Annotated in this window: 16 protein-coding genes and 1 riboswitch; of the genes, 2 read left to right on the forward strand and 14 right to left on the reverse strand. The window is 29.7% G+C overall.

The window, feature by feature from the left end; genetic code table 11:
* Positions 1-11: 11 nt before the first annotated feature.
* Positions 12-677: a TetR/AcrR family transcriptional regulator gene (locus BUA92_RS03185; RefSeq protein ID WP_073016635.1), complete on the reverse strand. Its 666-nt coding sequence runs from the start codon at positions 675-677 to the stop codon at positions 12-14.
* A gap of 171 nt (positions 678-848) precedes the next feature.
* Between BUA92_RS03185 and BUA92_RS03190 the strand changes: the two genes are divergently transcribed.
* Positions 849-1,793, forward strand: coding sequence for an ABC transporter ATP-binding protein (locus BUA92_RS03190; protein ID WP_073016638.1), 945 nt, complete (start codon positions 849-851; stop codon positions 1,791-1,793).
* On the forward strand, positions 1,786-2,583 hold the full coding sequence (locus tag BUA92_RS03195) for an ABC transporter permease subunit (protein WP_073016640.1): 798 nt from the start codon (positions 1,786-1,788) through the stop codon (positions 2,581-2,583). The genes BUA92_RS03190 and BUA92_RS03195 overlap by 8 nt, the downstream gene beginning before the upstream one ends.
* A 38-nt stretch (positions 2,584-2,621) precedes the next feature.
* On the opposite strand, the gene BUA92_RS03200 is transcribed toward BUA92_RS03195, so the two are convergent.
* The 13 genes from BUA92_RS03200 to BUA92_RS03260 all read right to left on the reverse strand — a co-directional run bounded on the left by BUA92_RS03200 (position 2,622) and on the right by BUA92_RS03260 (position 16,169).
* Positions 2,622-4,058 carry a methyl-accepting chemotaxis protein gene (locus BUA92_RS03200; RefSeq protein ID WP_073016643.1) on the reverse strand — a complete coding sequence of 479 codons (1,437 nt, stop codon included), beginning with the start codon at positions 4,056-4,058 and terminating at the stop codon, positions 2,622-2,624.
* A 104-nt stretch (positions 4,059-4,162) separates the two neighbouring features.
* On the reverse strand, positions 4,163-4,384 hold the full coding sequence (locus BUA92_RS03205) for a NifU family protein (protein WP_021801783.1): 222 nt from the start codon (positions 4,382-4,384) through the stop codon (positions 4,163-4,165).
* Positions 4,385-4,446: 62 nt separating this feature from the next.
* Positions 4,447-4,881, reverse strand: a complete 435-nt coding sequence (locus BUA92_RS03210) for a MarR family transcriptional regulator (protein ID WP_073016645.1) — start codon at positions 4,879-4,881, stop codon at positions 4,447-4,449.
* A gap of 147 nt (positions 4,882-5,028) precedes the next feature.
* On the reverse strand, positions 5,029-6,189 hold the full coding sequence (locus BUA92_RS03215) for a MerR family transcriptional regulator (protein WP_073016647.1): 1,161 nt from the start codon (positions 6,187-6,189) through the stop codon (positions 5,029-5,031).
* Between the two features lie 182 nt (positions 6,190-6,371).
* Entirely contained in the window at positions 6,372-7,787 is a 1,416-nt protein-coding gene (locus BUA92_RS03220) for a glycoside hydrolase family 1 protein (RefSeq protein ID WP_073016649.1), read from the reverse strand.
* Positions 7,788-7,902: 115 nt separating this feature from the next.
* The gene (locus tag BUA92_RS03225) at positions 7,903-9,660 is read right to left on the reverse strand and encodes a 1-deoxy-D-xylulose-5-phosphate synthase (RefSeq protein ID WP_073016651.1); all 1,758 of its coding nucleotides are present in this window, start codon (positions 9,658-9,660) and stop codon (positions 7,903-7,905) included.
* 114 nt (positions 9,661-9,774) lie between these two features.
* Positions 9,775-10,638 (reverse strand): alpha/beta fold hydrolase, encoded by an 864-nt coding sequence (locus BUA92_RS03230; protein WP_242950040.1) that lies wholly within the window; start codon positions 10,636-10,638, stop codon positions 9,775-9,777.
* Between the two features lie 182 nt (positions 10,639-10,820).
* The gene (locus tag BUA92_RS03235) at positions 10,821-11,156 is read right to left on the reverse strand and encodes a DUF3189 family protein (protein ID WP_083553382.1); all 336 of its coding nucleotides are present in this window, start codon (positions 11,154-11,156) and stop codon (positions 10,821-10,823) included.
* A 126-nt stretch (positions 11,157-11,282) separates the two neighbouring features.
* On the reverse strand, positions 11,283-12,206 hold the full coding sequence (locus BUA92_RS03240) for an exonuclease domain-containing protein (protein ID WP_073016653.1): 924 nt from the start codon (positions 12,204-12,206) through the stop codon (positions 11,283-11,285).
* 68 nt (positions 12,207-12,274) lie between these two features.
* A complete protein-coding gene (locus BUA92_RS03245; RefSeq protein WP_073016655.1) occupies positions 12,275-12,829 on the reverse strand; it encodes a DUF2812 domain-containing protein in 555 nt (184 codons plus the stop codon).
* Positions 12,829-13,236, reverse strand: a complete 408-nt coding sequence (locus tag BUA92_RS03250; protein ID WP_341411126.1) for a PadR family transcriptional regulator — start codon at positions 13,234-13,236, stop codon at positions 12,829-12,831. The genes BUA92_RS03245 and BUA92_RS03250 overlap by 1 nt, the downstream gene beginning before the upstream one ends.
* 83 nt (positions 13,237-13,319) lie before the next feature.
* Positions 13,320-14,798: a family 1 glycosylhydrolase gene (locus BUA92_RS03255; protein ID WP_073016658.1), complete on the reverse strand. Its 1,479-nt coding sequence runs from the start codon at positions 14,796-14,798 to the stop codon at positions 13,320-13,322.
* A 168-nt stretch (positions 14,799-14,966) separates the two neighbouring features.
* Positions 14,967-16,169, reverse strand: coding sequence for a cation:proton antiporter (locus BUA92_RS03260; RefSeq protein ID WP_073016660.1), 1,203 nt, complete (start codon positions 16,167-16,169; stop codon positions 14,967-14,969).
* A 59-nt stretch (positions 16,170-16,228) separates the two neighbouring features.
* A riboswitch (Fluoride riboswitch) is annotated at positions 16,229-16,288 on the reverse strand.
* Between the last annotated feature and the right edge of the window lie 76 nt (positions 16,289-16,364).

Genomic DNA, 16,364 nt, shown 5'->3' on the forward strand with positions numbered 1-16,364 from the left:
GCAGCTTATTTTTAAAAGTTACTATTTCTATCTTTTTGCTCCTGCCCAGTTATTACTCTTTCATAAGATTTAAATAATCGGCTTCTTTCTTTTAAGTTATCCTTATCTCCAAATATACCAAAGAAAAACAATTTACTTACTCCTAAAATATATTCGATACTTGCATCTCCAGTTCCTGGATTAGATAAAGCAGCCCACATGGATATAAATGAAATTAATGCATTAGTAGGTATAACAGAGTCTATTATTCCTTCTTTTTTCCCTTGTTCTATGTACTTTATTAAAAACAGCATGGATTCATTTACTAATTCATTATAAATTTGCTGCATTAAAGGATCTTCCCATACTTCTTTACTTAATATATCAGATTCCATCATAGTTGGAGCATTTTCTGCTGATAGAGAAAATATTTCTTCTGATTTCTCTATGAAGGTTTTATTTGATTCTATTATATTTATAAAAGAACTAATATATTGGTCGAAATATATCTTTAAGGCTTCCCTAGCTAAATTATCTTTGGTTTGAAAATAATTAAAAATTGTAACCTTGGAAACTTTTGCTGTTTTAGCTATATCTGAAACACTTGTATTTGATATTCCGCTTCTTAAAAACATATCTAAAGCTGTATTTAAAATTAATTTCTTTTTTTCCTCAGTTCTTCTTTCGTATCCATTCATCATATCACCACCTATATTTATACGTATGTTTATTTAATTATACCACAATATATTTTGAACTTTAATATTAAATTAAGTTCAAAATATATTGACTTACTATAAAATCGGGAGTATTATGAACTCATAAGGCGCTTTAGTTCAAATTGTATAGTAAAGGGGGAAAATATAACTATGAATGTTATTGAAATAAAACATTTAACTAAAGATTATGGAAGTGAAAAAGGTGTTTTTAATCTAGATCTTTCAGTAAAAAAAGGGGAGGTATTCGGATTTTTAGGTCCAAACGGAGCTGGAAAGACAACTACTATACGACATCTTATGGGGTTTATTCATCCAGACAAAGGAAGCTGTTCTATCAATGGTTTGAGCTGTAGCAAGGATAGTCATATAATTCAAAAAAATCTTGGATATCTACCTGGAGAAATAGCTTTCATGGATGATATGACTGGAATTAACTTCATTAAATTTATTTCAGAAATGAAAGGTGTTAAGGATTTTAGCCGTGCTCAAGAGCTAATCAATATGTTTAGTTTAGACCCTTCTGGAAAAATAAAAAAAATGTCCAAAGGTATGAAACAAAAAATTGGTATAGTTTGTGCATTTATGAATGATCCAGATATTATTATTCTTGATGAACCAACTTCAGGTCTTGACCCACTTATGCAAAACAAGTTCTTAGAGCTTATTTTATCAGAAAAGGAAAAAGGTAAAACAATTTTTATGTCATCTCATATTTTTGATGAAATTGAACGTACCTGTGACCGTACAGCGATTATTAAAAATGGTAAATTAGTAGCTATCGAAGATATGAAAACTCTCTCTAGCTCAAAACATAAATCCTATATTATAACCTTCTTAAATGAAGAAATGGCAAAAAACTTTATTAATGATGGGTTTAATGTAAAAGAAATAGTTAAAAATCAAGTTACAGTATCTATAAAAGGTAAGGTCATGCCCCTTATACATGCTCTAGGGAAATATGAAGTAAAAAGTTTAGATATTAAAACCCAAAGCCTTGAGGAATTATTTATGCACTACTATGGAGATATACAATCATCACACTTTTATGGAGATATACAATCATCACACTATTATGGAGGTGAAAAAAATGATTAGTTTGCCATTATTTAAACGTGAAATGAAGGCTAATTCAAAACTTCTTATGATTTTTATTTATATTTTAACATTATATATTTTAAGCATGATTTATCTTTATGATCCTGAAAAAAATAATATAATGGAACAGATGGTACAAGCTATGCCTGAGGTAATGAAAGCATTTGGTATGGTTTCAAGCGGTGGTTCACTTATTAGCTTTTTATCTTCTTATTTATATGGATTTATAATTTTGATGTTTCCTATTATATTTATTATAATCCTTGCAAATAAACTTGTGGCTGGCTATATGGATCGCGGATCAATGGCGTATCTTCTTGCAACTCCTAATAAAAGAATAAAAATTATTTTTACTCAAGCTTTATGTTTATGGGTTAATATGGCTATTCTTATAGCTTATGCTACTGTTGCAATTATAGTTATTTCCGCATTTTTTCATCCTGGAGCTCTTGATGTTAAGAAATTAATTGAGATTAACTTTTCAGTATTTATGCTTCACCTAGCTGTAAGTGGGATATGCTTTTTTGCTTCAAGTATTAGTAATGATACTAAACTTTCTTTCACAATTGGAGCAGGTATACCCGTTATATTTTATCTGATTCAGATGATAGCTAATATGGGTGGAAAACTTGAAAATCTGAAGTACTTTACCCTATACACTCTATTTAATCCTAACGATATTATTACAGGAAAAAACATCTTACTTCCTGTAATTGTACTTACAACAATCTCAATTATACTTTATAGCATTAGTATATTTATTTTTTCAAAGAGAGATTTACCTGTATAAGAAAAAGTCAGGCCTTATTGCCTGACTTTAAATATATACTAAATATCGAAGGCAGAAACATTTTTCTCTAATACCTTTGATATATTAACCAATTTTTTAGAAGTTATGGACATCTCATTTGTAATTGCTGCCTGCTCTTCTGTTGAAGCAGTTACTTCCTCAGATAAAGCTGTAATTGTTTGAGACTCAGAGGTTATTGATTCTACGGTTTTTAATATTCCATTACTTGTACCTACAGTTCCCTTTAAAACACTATGTACTTCATTAATTTCCTTAGGTATATCATTTACTCTTATAATTACCTGTTTGAATGCATCAATTGCTGTTTCTATATCTTGCCTACTTTCAGCAACTATATTTGTTACATGCTCTGTAGTATCATAAACATCATGGGTTTCTTTTGTAACAGTATTTACAAGATTAGCTATTCCCTTTGATGACATTAACACCTCTTCAGCAAGCTTTCTTATTTCATTTGCAACTACTGAGAATCCTTTTCCAGATTCACCAGCTCTTGCTGCTTCAATTGAAGCATTTAAAGCTAATAGATTTGTCTGGGATGCAACCCCATTTATTACATCAACAATTGAATTTATTTGAGATATTGTTTCATCTAGATTTTCAACTTTTGTTTTTGCAAGAGTAAATGAATTAAGCATTTCATCTACACTAGCGGAGAGATTATTAATTTTCTCTGCACCTGCATTTGCATCTTTTCTTATGTATTCTCCATCTTTAGACAATATATTTAATTTATCATTTACTCCATTTAAGTCACTTGAAAAATTCTTAAGTAAGTTTACTGCCTCTTCAAGGGATTCTGTTTGTTTCATTCCACCTTGTGATACATTATTAACTGCTGATGCAATCTCTTCACTTGATAATGCTATTTGATTTCCTCCGCTAGATATGTTATTTGATATGTTACTTAAACTTTCAGATATGACTTTAATTTTTCTAACAAGTTCTCTCATACTTTTTCTAGTTTTTGTACTAGCATTAGCAAGTTTCCCTATTTCGTCATTACTATTAATAGTATATTCTACTGTGAAATCTCCCTCTCCTGCTTTTTCTATAGCATCTTTAATTATCTCTATAGGTTTTGCTAACCTTTTTCCAATTTGCAATGCAACTATAAAAGTTAGGGCTAATATTACAAACCCAAATATAATACTGTTAATAAGGCTTTTATGTATTTGTTCATTCATATGTTTTACGGATATACTATCAGTAGCATCTATTACTTCCTGCATACTTTTAATATCAATATTATCTAGACTTTCTATATTGGCTTTTATATTATTAACTAATGTTATTCCATCAGCTTTCATTTGATTTTCTATACCTTTTCTCATTTCAAAAGTAAAAAAGATCGTACAAATAACTAATATTATTGCTGCTATTAAAGTAAAATTAAAAATTAATCTTTTTCTAATTGAATTAAAAACTAGCCTATTTTTTATTTTAGTAAACATAGTTTCCTCCCTAACCTAACCAAAATCACTAAAAATGTACTCGAACGTATTGATTTACTTTAAGCTGCATTTCCTTAACTTACGAAATACATCTTAAAATAATATTAAACCCCTATTACAGACTTAACTCCTGGCACCTCTTGTCTTAATCTATCTTCTATAACCATTTTTATAGTCATCATAGCTCCAGGACAATTCCCACAAGCGCCTTGCATTTTAACACTTACAACTCCATCATTGCTAACACCAACAAATTCAACATCCCCACCATCATTTTGTAATATTGGTCTAATTTTATCTAATGATTTAATTATTAATTCTTTCATAAAAATACCTTCCTCCAACAATTATTCGTACGTGTACGTATAATATCATTAAAAAAATACACCTATAGCATTTTTTTGATATTATTTAATGCACTATTAATATTATCTTCAAACACAACTTTTTCTTCTTGAGTAAAATCTTCTAATAACACATTTCGAAATTCTTCCTCTAGCTCTAAAATTCTTGTTTTTATGGGCATAGCATCCTCTGTTAAACTTATATGAATACTTCTTCTATCTTCATGGCATTCACATTTATTAATTAATCCTTGATTTTCATATTTATTAATAATATCTGATAACGACGATTTAGATATCTTCCACATGCTTACTACTTCATTAAATAGTAGTTTAGAACCATCTTCGGGTAGAATATGAAATAATGTTATGTGATTTTGCAGTATAGGTAAGCCCTCAGCTTTTATTTTTTTAATCATAAATTTATCAAAAGTTTCACTAATCATATTAATCTTTCCCATAATGCATTTCTTATCCATTCTCAACACCTCATTCGTTCGAGTACGAATTAATTATAGGATTTATATCCTTTCTTGTCAACATATTATTTTATTCAATATTTGACGCTTCCTAAATTCATAAAAGGAAACTCAAAATAAGTTTCCTTTATTAGAAATATAATCTTTTTAGTTTTTACATTTATCTGCATATACTTTAAAGGCTTCACCTATAAATCTTGATCTTCCTTCTCCATATTTATCATCAGTAACTTTTATCCATATATCATTATTTAAATAAAGATCAGACATATATGCCCAATGATTTTCGCCTTGATCTATTTTGTATATTTTATTACTTTTATCTGTTTCATAAGCTATTTCTTCAATAATTTTTTGGATTTCGGAAGATGATGGATCTTTAGTTAAATCCAAAACTAAATTATCATATAAGGTTTCTATTTTAGGTTTTTTACCACCTAAATTTATTTCTAGTACTTGACCTATGAATTTTGATGCCCCAATACCATATTTATTATCAACATCTTTTATCCATTCTTCATTAATTAGAAATAGCTTAATCATATAGAACCAATGCTCATCTCCAATTTCATCTTCAAAAATTTTATAATCCTTTTTTACAGTTTTGGTTATTGCATCGGCAATTACTTGGATTTCTTTTGATGAAGTATCTTTTCTTAAATCTTCTGAAAGTTTTTCAAACAATCTTGCTAGTTCTAGATTTGTATCATCTAGGAGTTCTTTTTTAAATGCAGCATATTGCTCAGATAAAATTAAAAGATCACTATTAAGATTTTGCTTTACTGCTTTAGCATACTTTTCTATACTTCCATACTCTTTTATAGCCATATCAGCTATTTCATCTTCTTTTGATCTTATTTTTTCAATCATTTCATCATATTTATCCATGCTACCGTATACCTTAATTATCTTATCTTCATCCTTTTTAAATTCCTCAAGAACATTAAAGTATTCGCTCATATCAAATTCTTTAAAACTCATTTCACGCTCTCCTTTTATGGTTCTATTTATTAGTTTTATCAAATCATTTAATCTATTCCTCTTTAAAATAAGAAGCTTTTTTTGATTTTCTAAAACCTTAGATCTGTCAAACCTTGGATTATCTATGAGTTTTTTAACTTCTTTAAGGGGTATATCGAGTTCTTTAAAGAATAAAATTTGTTGAAGAGTTTCTAATGCCTCATCATCATAAAGTCTGTATTTAGCTTCTGTAGTTAAAGTTGGCTTTAACAAACCTATCTCATCATAATAATGAAGCATCCTAACACTTATGCCTGTTAAATCCGAAACTTGTTTTACTGTTCTCATAAATATTCCTCCAAGTTTGATTATAGAGCTTCAATATTCTCTAAACTTTGCCGGCAACGAGTTTTCAATTTCTAAGCTCTAAGTATAGATTACACTATGACATCATGTTAGGGTCAATAGTTTTTTCAAAAAAAAAGCAACTGATATAACCTCAGTTGCCTTTTCAAAAATTCTATTTAATATTATCTTCTTTTTAAACTTTCTCCGTTTGTTGCTATAACTTCTTTATACCAGTTAAAGCTCTTCTTTTTGTATCTATCTAAAGTTCCACTTCCATCATCATGTCTATCAACATAGATAAATCCATATCTCTTTTTAAGCTCTGCTGTTGATGCACTTACAAGGTCAATGCAACCCCAAGTAGTATATCCCATAAGTTCAACTCCATCTTCGATAGCTTCTCCTACTTGAACTAAATGATCATTTAAATAATTAATTCTGTAGTCATCATTTACAGTTTTATTTCCATTCTCATCTGTAATTAGTTCATCTACTGCTCCAAGTCCATTTTCTACAATAAAAAGTGGCTTTTCATATCTATCATAAAGTACATTAAGTATATATCTTAAGCCTTCCGGATCTATTTGCCATCCCCAGTCACTAGCTTTTAGGTATGGATTTGGAACTCCACCGATAATGTTTCCTTTTCCAGCCTTTTTACTCTCATCTGCTGTTGCACAGGCACTCATATAATAACTGAAGGATATAAAGTCAACTGTATTTTTTAGTATCCCCTCATCACCTGGTTCCATATCAATAACAATATTATTTTCTTTAAAATATCTATTCATGTATCTAGGATATTTACCTCTAGCATGAATATCTGCAAAGAAAAGATTTGATCTATCTGCTTCCAAAGCCTTTAATACATCAGCTGGATTAGGTGTTAATGGATAATTAGGTACTCCTAATATCATACAACCTACCTTTAAACTTGGATCTATTTCATGAGCTATTTTTACTGCTGAAGCACTAGCAACTAATTCATGATGCATTGCTTGATATAAATCTTTTTTGCTTAACTTGTCTTTTGGGGTTAAAATTCCAGCACTCATATATGGTGCATGTAGAGCAGAATTTATTTCATTAAATGTAAGCCAGTATTTAACCTTACCTTTGTATCTATTAAATAGTACTGTTACATACTTTTCAAAAAATCCAATTACTCTTCTATCTTTCCATCCATCATAATTTTTAGCTAGAGCTAATGGCGTTTCATAATGTGATATAGTAACAAGTGGTTCTATACCATATTTTAAACACTCATCAAAAACTTTATCATAAAATTCTAAACCTTTTTCGTTTGGTTCTTTGTCATCTCCATTTGGAAATATTCTAGACCATGCTATAGATAATCTAAAAACTTTAAATCCCATTTCAGCAAATAACTTTATATCTTCTTCATATCTATGGTAAAAATCTATTCCTATTAATTTCATATTGTCTTCTGTTGGTTCATCAGTTATGCCACCCATAATTCCCTTAGGGTAAACATCTTGAATTGATAACCCTTTACCATCTTCATTATATGCTCCTTCAAATTGGTTTGCTGCTGTAGCGCCACCCCATAAGAAATCCTTTGGAAACTTAATTGTCATATTCATTTCTCCCATCTAAACTGTAATTATTTTTCAACAAATTAGTTCACTTGTTTACAATTATAATTATACAGTCTTTAATGAGGATATTTTTTCATATTTTGAAATTTGTGTTTTAGGCTAATATGTTTTTTATATCTTCAACTATTAGATCGTAAGTTAGATGATAGCGATTGAAAAGTTCCTTTACATCAACCTTATCTGTAAACTCTTTTGTTGCACCAAAGTTTAGGACTTTCATATCTTTAGCACCATAAAATCTTGTTATCTTTTCTCCAAATCCACCATCAAGTATTCCATCTTCTAAAGTTATAACAACTTCGTGATTAGCCATAAGTTCAGTTAACATTTCTTTGTCTATTCCAGTTATAAATCTTGGATTAATAAGTGTTGCATCTATATTCATAGAGTTCTTTAATTTTGCTTTTACCTTTTCTCCAAGCTCAAAGAATGCTCCAAGTGCTATTATTGCAACTTTGCTTCCCTCATTTACTTTCTTATAAGTGTTTAATGTAGAAAAATCAGCTAAAACTTTTTCTCCTGTTGATATAACCCCTTTTCCTGGCACTTTTATTACAACTGGATGTTCATTTTGTTCTAAGCCCCATTCGATCATGCTTATATATTCTTCTTTTGTTGTTGGAGCAAGGTAAACTATATTAGGAATATTTGATATTAAAGGTATATCAAATATACTTAGATGAGTTACATCTGAGCCACTGATTCCACCACCTTGGACAAGTATTAATGCTGGATTATTATTAATAGCTAAGTCTTGTGATAATTGATCATAGGTTCTTTGTACAAATGAACTCATAACTGATACAACAGGTTTGCCTCCTTGAGATGCTATACCTGAAGCTAAAGCAATTGCATGTTCCTCTGCTATTCCAACATCTACAAATTGATTTTTAAATTCATATCTAAATTTATTAAATCCACCCATAGGTGTTCCAGGAGATATTCCAAAAATACGACTATCTTCTCTTGCTTTCTCAATTAGGAAGTTGTCTGTAATATCTCCATAATTTTCTCCTGAACCTGTAAATAGCGGCTTTTTAGTTTCTAAATCAAAAGGTGCAGCCCAGTGAAATGCTTCTTTGTTAATTTCAGCATCTTTATATCCCTTACCTTTTATAGTATTCATATGAACAACTACTGGATGATCTATATCTTTAACCTTTGAAAAAACCTCAATTAAAGATTCTATATCATGACCATTTTTAACAAAGTGGTATTCAAAACCTAATGCTTTAAAGAAATTATCCTCAGCTTTTCCTTCAGTTTCGCGAAGTTTAGCTAGATTTTTATATAGTCCACCATGATTGGTTGCTATAGACATATCATTATCATTTACTAATATAATTATATTTTTTCCTGAAGCACTTGCATTATTAAGACCTTCATAAGCTTCTCCCCCACTTAAGGAACCATCACCTATAACTGCTATAATATTTTCCTTATCACCCTTTATATCACGTGCTTTAGCAAGTCCACAAGCTAAACTTACTGAAGTAGATGTATGCCCAACTATAAAAAAGTCATGTTCACTTTCTACGTGTGAAGTGTATCCTGTTATAGAATCAAATTTATCCTTTTCTATAAATCCATGTTTTCTTCCAGTTAATATCTTGTGAGGATATGACTGATGCGAAACGTCATAAACTATCTTATCTACTGGTGAATTAAAAACATAATGTAATGCTATTGTTGCTTCAACCATTCCTAAATTAGGTCCAAAATGCCCACCAGTTTGACTAACTTTATTTATTACAGCATTTCTTACTTCCTCTGCCAATGTGTATAACTGCTCTTTATTTAATTCCTTTAAATCCTTTGGGGAATTTATGTTGTTCAAAATATTTAAGTTCATATTTTCTCTCCTAACTTTGATTTACTTTTATATTAGGTAATTATACTCCTTGAAGTTAACTCTAAGTCAATAGTTTTTTCAGACTAAGTTCCTAAAATCAAAAACTATTATGACTTATATATCTTCATTTAAAAATTTTCTTATTTCATCTCCTTGATTAATTAAAGAATGACCTTCATTAGGAAAGAAATTTACCTTAGCATGTCCTAACAATGATTTTAAACGTTTTGATGTCTTTTCTGAATGTAGCATAATATCTTTCCCACCTACAAATACTGCAACAGGCATTGTTAGTTTTAATATTTCTTCATCTCTAAATAGAGGAATAGTCTCCTTTCTAAAGTTAAAGTGTTTCGCAATTAATTTTTGATAATTTAACATTACCTGCGGTATAAGTTTGTCCCCATTAATTCTATAGTACAATTTATCTATTCCTTTTTCTCCTAATAACATATAGAATAAAGATTTAAAAATGAATGACTTTTTTTGAGGACCTATTCCTGCTGGACAAAGCAAAGCAAGTTTATTTGCCTTTTGTGGATATTTAATGGAAAATTTCACCCCTAACCATGCCCCTAATGAAATTCCAACAATACTTGACTTTTCTATGGATAGAGCTTCAAAAACATCCTTAAGCCAATTTGATAAATCATCTCCTACAAACGACAATTGAGTTTCAATACTTTTTCCTGGCTCTCCAGGCATATCTATTGCATATACTCTATAATTCTCTGAATACTTCTCCATCTCTTTGATCCACATAACAGAATTCATACCGCTTCCATGAAGTAATACAAGTGGTGGTAAGTCTTTTTCTCCATTAGCTATAATAAAAGTCTTTCCATAAGTTGTTTCAATATAAAATTCTTCATGACTAACCCCAGATTCATTAATTATTGATTCATAATATTTCAAAACTTCATTTTTACCTTCTTTAGATTTAAATGCAGCTTGCATCTTAACATTTTTATCTTTCATAAATACACATCCTTATTATTCATTTTCTACACCTATTATATTGTACTTTGTTTAAATTGTAAATATTTTTATTGCTATTTATTAAACTTTATTGCTATTTATTTCTTCTCATTGATTAATTAAGTTAAAAATAAAAAAGTATGTACTGACATTTCACATCAATACATACTTAAAATTTATATTTACTTAAATTCTTTATTATCTAAAATAATAACATCTGATTTACATTCTTTAGCTACCTTAACTGTGTGATTTACAAGTTGTATTATATTCTTATATGATTGCTTTGCTCCCTTTACAAGCAATGGTACTCCTACAGAATCAATTTTTAATAATCTTGAAAACAATCCACCAAAAGTCATTGCTAATGGAACAGTTGACGATGTATTTGAAAATATGATCTTCTCATTCAATACTTTTTGCATATGAAGCATAGAAGTTAAATTATACAACCCTGGAATCAAAATGTTTGAATTTCCTCTACCAACAGTATAAACTTTGTTTCCATCTTGATCAATTCCATATTCCGTATTTTTTGCTTAATTTTACTATTGTAGTGGTGCATTATATCTTAATATTAAACATACATTAGGGAATTATTTTTTAGTTCAACATTACTATAGATATATTTTTAATAAAACTTTCTATCTGTACATACTTAAAAATTTTTCTTCGTCGATTATCTTAATCCTCTGCCCAAATTTATTTAAATCAGTGGCTCTTCTAAGTTTCGTACTCATTTCGTCTCTAGTTAAAGATTCTATATCCTTCATATTTGTAACTAAGATAGTTGTACTTTTAGTTATAGAACTACATGAACTTCCCCCTAGATTTTTAACTATTTTCATAGCTTCATCTCTTGACATAGAATTTAATTTGCCAGTAAAAACTACAACTTCATTTTTAAAAGCATCTTTATTTAAGTTCTTTAGTGCACTTTCATTTTTGTTATTAGAAATTCTATTAGATATCTTTATAACCTTCCCTTTAGTAGATGATGGCGTATATTCATTTCTATCTACAGTTCCTATTGTTACTCCTAGCAATCTCGATATTTCATCAATGTCTCTGCAATCCAATTCATCTGATATATTATTAAGTATATTACTACAAGCTAAAGCGTCATATAAAGCATCATGGTGCTTAAATTTATATCCTAAAAAATCATTTACTGTATTTAATTTTGAGTTTTCAATTCCTTTATAAAAGTTTTTTGCAAGTTTCATTGTGCAGATGTATTTAAAACTTGGAAGTTCTATATCATAAAGCTCGGCACTATTTCTAAGAACTGATATGTCAAAAGAAGCATTATGTGCAATCACTAAACTATTGCTAAAATGATGTCCAATCTTATCCCATATTATATCAAACTCAGGTTCATTCATAACCATTGAAGGTCTTATCCCATGAATTCCAATATTTATAGGCATAAATCTCATTTCTTTTGGTTTTATTAAATGATGAATCTTCTCCACTATTTCACCATTTTTTACAACAACCACTCCTATTGAACAGGGACTATTTCTTTTTTCATTCGCAGTTTCAAAATCTATTGATATATAATTCATTTATTTTCTCCATTTTTTTATATTATATCTTATTTTAAAATAATAACGCCCTGCTCTCCTCCAAATAATTATAGCTTTTTATCTATTAAACCTTTGTTTTTAAAATAATATTTATAGTTCTTTATTATTGGAATTACTTTTGTCATTGCTAACATATACCAAGCAAACATAAATATCATATTTTTGATATCATATGCTACAAAAAATCTCGGCATATAATTAGCTGTAGTAATAATAAGCAATAAAATACATGCAACTAACATTGGTTTTGATGCTTTTATAAATTCTTTATTACGTCTTTCAATTTCTTCAATATTATTGAATGCATTTGGTCTTTCTTCCTCATATTCTATTTTCCATAAAAAAATATCTTTATTTCTATAAACTAACTCCCAGCCAAAGTCAGAATAAACTTTCTCATAATATTTACTAGGACGATCAACATAATCTTCACAATAATCTAAACAATATCTAACCTTTTTAGAAATATCTTTTGTAAATATGTGAGTTTTATTTTTTATTTCTGATAGCTTCCAGCCTTTCAATTGAAGGTCTTCTAACCATAGTTCATACTCAACAAAATTTAATATATTTATTTTTCTTTTCTTGAATAATTTATCCATCATTTACTCCTTTCTAATAAAAGTATTCCATTGCAATTTAATTCATTGAGTCTCTTTACTTCCATCTCCAATATTTCTCTTCCTAAATCAGTTGTTTTGTAAATCTTTCTTCTATCTTCAACTTTTACTGCTTTAATTAGGCCATCTATTTCTAGCCTTGAGATGCTTTTGTAAATCGTTCCTGCACCCAAAGTTAATCTTTTGTTTGTTATTTCCTCAACATGTTGCATTATTCCATATCCATGTTTCTCTTCAACTAATGAAAGAAGAATATAATACATTGTTTCGGTCATTGGAATATATATTTTAATTGCATTTTGTAAAGATATCATAATCACCTCTATACTCTTGTTTAAATAACAGTATTTAACAATATTATTATATTCCATTGGAATACATTCCGTCAACAACTATCTCCTAAAATTAGTTAATAAAAGTCCACAAAAAAATAGGAGACGTTAATCTGCCTCCTATTGCAATCACTATTTTTTTATAATTCCTCTCCATTTGATTCAATACATTTTTTATACCAGAAGAAAGAATCTTTTCTACTTCTATTGTAAGTTCCATTTCCTTTATCATCACGATCAACATAAATCATACCATAACGCTTCTTCATTTCACCAGTACCAGCACTTACTAAGTCAATACATCCCCATGGAGTGTAACCCATTAAGTCTACACCATCAAGTTCTATAGCTTCTTTCATTGCTTTTACATGTTCACGAAGATAATCTATTCTATAGTCATCATGGATACTTCCATCTTCTTCCACCTTATCTACAGCACCTAATCCATTTTCAACTATCCACAATGGCAAATGATAACGCTCATATAAAGTATTTAAAGCTATTCTTAACCCTGTTGGATCAATAGACCAACCCCAGTCACTTGATTTTAAATATGGATTTTTTGCTCCCATTGAGAAGTTTCCACCTTCAGATTCTGCATCTTTTTTAGACGTACTAACATGAGATGAATAACATGAGAAACCTATAAATGAAACTGTTCCTTCTTTTAGTTCATCTAAATCTCCAGGTTCCATTTCAACTTTTACACCAAGTCTTTCATATTCTTTAAGTTTATATTCTGGATAATATCCTCTAGCTTGCACATCTGTATAGAAATGTGTTTTTTGTATATTTTTCATTGCTTCTAATTGATCTAATGGATTGCAAGTTTCAGCATAATTAGAACCATATGCAATCATAAGTCCAACCATCATGTTTGGATCAATTTCTTTAGCAGCTTTAACTACTCTAGCACTTGCTAAAAATTGATGATGAACAGCCTGAGCTTTACTTTGTTCATCAAACTTCATAACTCCACCAGCCATAAACGGCATCATTCCCATTATGTTAATTTCATTAAAAGTCATCCAGTACTTAACTTTTCCTTTATATCTTGTGAAAACAGTTCTACATAGAGTTTCATAAAAATCAACTACTCTACGGTCAAGCCATCCACCATATTTTATTGAAAGATTTAATGGTGTTTCATAATGTGAAATAGTCACTAGTGGCTCTATTCCATATTTTTTACATTCGTCAAAAACATTTTCATAGAATTTTAGCCCCTCTTCATTAGGCTCAGCATCATCACCATTTGGGTAAATACGTGCCCAATTTAATGATAGTCTAAAACATTTAAAACCCATTTCCGCAAATAAAGCTATGTCCTCTTTATAATGATGATAAAAGTCAGTAGCCTCATGACTTGGATAATAATATTCATCAAGAATTGTAGGTTCTACCCCTTCAGGAAATACCATTGGCTTTAAAAAACTCATCTCTAAATATCCAGTTTCACCTGTCTTTGGATTACGCCATGTTATTTTTCTTGGTACAGTGTGACTGCCTTCAGTCAACACATCACTTGTATTTAAACCCTTTCCACCTTCTTTATATCCACCTTCATATTGGTTTGCAGCTGTAGCTCCACCCCATAAAAAATTCTTTGGAAAACTCATAATACACCATCCTTTAACAGTTTTATTTGTCTTATTGAGTATTATAAACCTTTACAAATGACTATAGTTTTCTAAATATGAAAATTTCATTCGTAAAGTATATACTTATATCTGTAATTATTAAAAAGAGGCCCCTCTTATATAATAAGAGATTCCTCTTTTATATATCTATGCAACTTTTGTTTTATCATCTTCTACATCTAAAAGGCTTCTTGATGATGTACTTATGGCAATTGCTCCTAGTGGGGCTGTAATTACTATTGATAGTACCGCTATTGCTAAAATTACATCGCCTGATTGAACTCCCATGGATAATGGTATTGCCCCCATTGCTGCTTGAACTGTTGCCTTTGGAATATAAGAAATTACACAAAATATTCTTTCTTTCCAATTAAAATCAGTTCCTAAGACCGAAATTATTACCCCAATGCTTCTTCCTATTAACCCAATAAATATTACTACTATCCCCATAGCTCCTGCATTAACTGCTACGTTTATATTAACTTGGGCCCCCACTAATACAAAAAGAAGTATTTCGGCAAATACCCAAACCTTATTTAATTTTGCTGATAATCTTTTACCTACCTTCGGCATTTTCTCTAGAATTATGAATCCGATAGTCATAACGCCTAAAAGTCCTGCTATCTCGACCTTATTTTTAAGTAAATTTTCTAAGGCGGTGAGCATTATAGCTGTCCCAACTATAAGTAACACCTTTTTTGTATCTCTGATATGATATTTTTTAAATGCCCATACCATTATAAATCCAATAATAGCTCCAGCAGCAATTCCTAAAACTATCGAAACCGGAATTCCTAATAACTTTACGCCTATATTTACATGGCTTCCGCTATATAAACCTAAAAATGTTGTAAATATGGTTATAGCAAACACATCGTCAATTGATGCACCTGCTAATATTAATGTTGGAATCCCTTTTTTTGTTCCAATTTTATTGTCTATAAAATTAAGCATCTGTGGAACTACTACAGCTGGTGATACTGCAGCAATAATAAACCCTAATAAACCTCCTTGAATAAATGAAAATCCTAAAAACTTAGTTGATGCAAAAGCTATAAAAAACCCTTCAATAAGTCCAGGTATACAACTCATTTTTATAGCCGTTTTTCCAACCTTTTTTAAATCTTCTACGCTTACACCAAATCCTGCTCTAAGAAGTATGATTATTAGTGCAATTTTACGAAAATCTGCTGATGCATTTAGAATATCTGGTTGCAGTAAATCAAATCCGTAAGGACCTAAAATTACTCCTAAGATGAGCATTCCTAATAATCCAGGCATCTTTAATTTCGTAAAAAGAGTATTTGCTAGTATCCCTAGTAAAATTATAATTGCTAAACTTGTTGCCATTTTTTCTCCTCCAATTTTTTAGTAAAATATAAAAAACTCCTACAGGTACACTTATACAAGGACCTGCAGGAGTCATTAGCTAAATTGCGATTAAGGTGAACTCCATCACCTATGAATTACTCTGATTTTATCATAAATTAATTTCCTTTACAAGTCTAAAAGGTAGTTAATGATGAGCCTAAATTTATAAATTCA

The organism is Clostridium intestinale DSM 6191 (assembly GCF_900130055.1).
Classification (GTDB): domain Bacteria; phylum Bacillota; class Clostridia; order Clostridiales; family Clostridiaceae; genus Clostridium_T; species Clostridium_T intestinale.

Excerpts from the sequence above, each read along its gene's own strand:
- BUA92_RS03185 (WP_073016635.1), bottom strand. The coding sequence starts at position 677 with ATGAATGGATACGAAAGAAGAACTGAGGAAAAAAAGAAATTAATTTTA.
- BUA92_RS03190 (WP_073016638.1), top strand. The coding sequence starts at position 849 with ATGAATGTTATTGAAATAAAACATTTAACTAAAGATTATGGAAGTGAA.
- BUA92_RS03195 (WP_073016640.1), top strand. The coding sequence starts at position 1,786 with ATGATTAGTTTGCCATTATTTAAACGTGAAATGAAGGCTAATTCAAAA.
- BUA92_RS03200 (WP_073016643.1), bottom strand. The coding sequence starts at position 4,058 with ATGTTTACTAAAATAAAAAATAGGCTAGTTTTTAATTCAATTAGAAAA.
- BUA92_RS03205 (WP_021801783.1), bottom strand. The coding sequence starts at position 4,384 with ATGAAAGAATTAATAATTAAATCATTAGATAAAATTAGACCAATATTA.
- BUA92_RS03210 (WP_073016645.1), bottom strand. The coding sequence starts at position 4,881 with ATGGATAAGAAATGCATTATGGGAAAGATTAATATGATTAGTGAAACT.
- BUA92_RS03215 (WP_073016647.1), bottom strand. The coding sequence starts at position 6,189 with ATGAGAACAGTAAAACAAGTTTCGGATTTAACAGGCATAAGTGTTAGG.
- BUA92_RS03220 (WP_073016649.1), bottom strand. The coding sequence starts at position 7,787 with ATGACAATTAAGTTTCCAAAGGATTTCTTATGGGGTGGCGCTACAGCA.
- BUA92_RS03225 (WP_073016651.1), bottom strand. The coding sequence starts at position 9,660 with ATGAACTTAAATATTTTGAACAACATAAATTCCCCAAAGGATTTAAAG.
- BUA92_RS03230 (WP_242950040.1), bottom strand. The coding sequence starts at position 10,638 with ATGAAAGATAAAAATGTTAAGATGCAAGCTGCATTTAAATCTAAAGAA.
- BUA92_RS03240 (WP_073016653.1), bottom strand. The coding sequence starts at position 12,206 with ATGAATTATATATCAATAGATTTTGAAACTGCGAATGAAAAAAGAAAT.
- BUA92_RS03245 (WP_073016655.1), bottom strand. The coding sequence starts at position 12,829 with ATGGATAAATTATTCAAGAAAAGAAAAATAAATATATTAAATTTTGTT.
- BUA92_RS03255 (WP_073016658.1), bottom strand. The coding sequence starts at position 14,798 with ATGAGTTTTCCAAAGAATTTTTTATGGGGTGGAGCTACAGCTGCAAAC.
- BUA92_RS03260 (WP_073016660.1), bottom strand. The coding sequence starts at position 16,169 with ATGGCAACAAGTTTAGCAATTATAATTTTACTAGGGATACTAGCAAAT.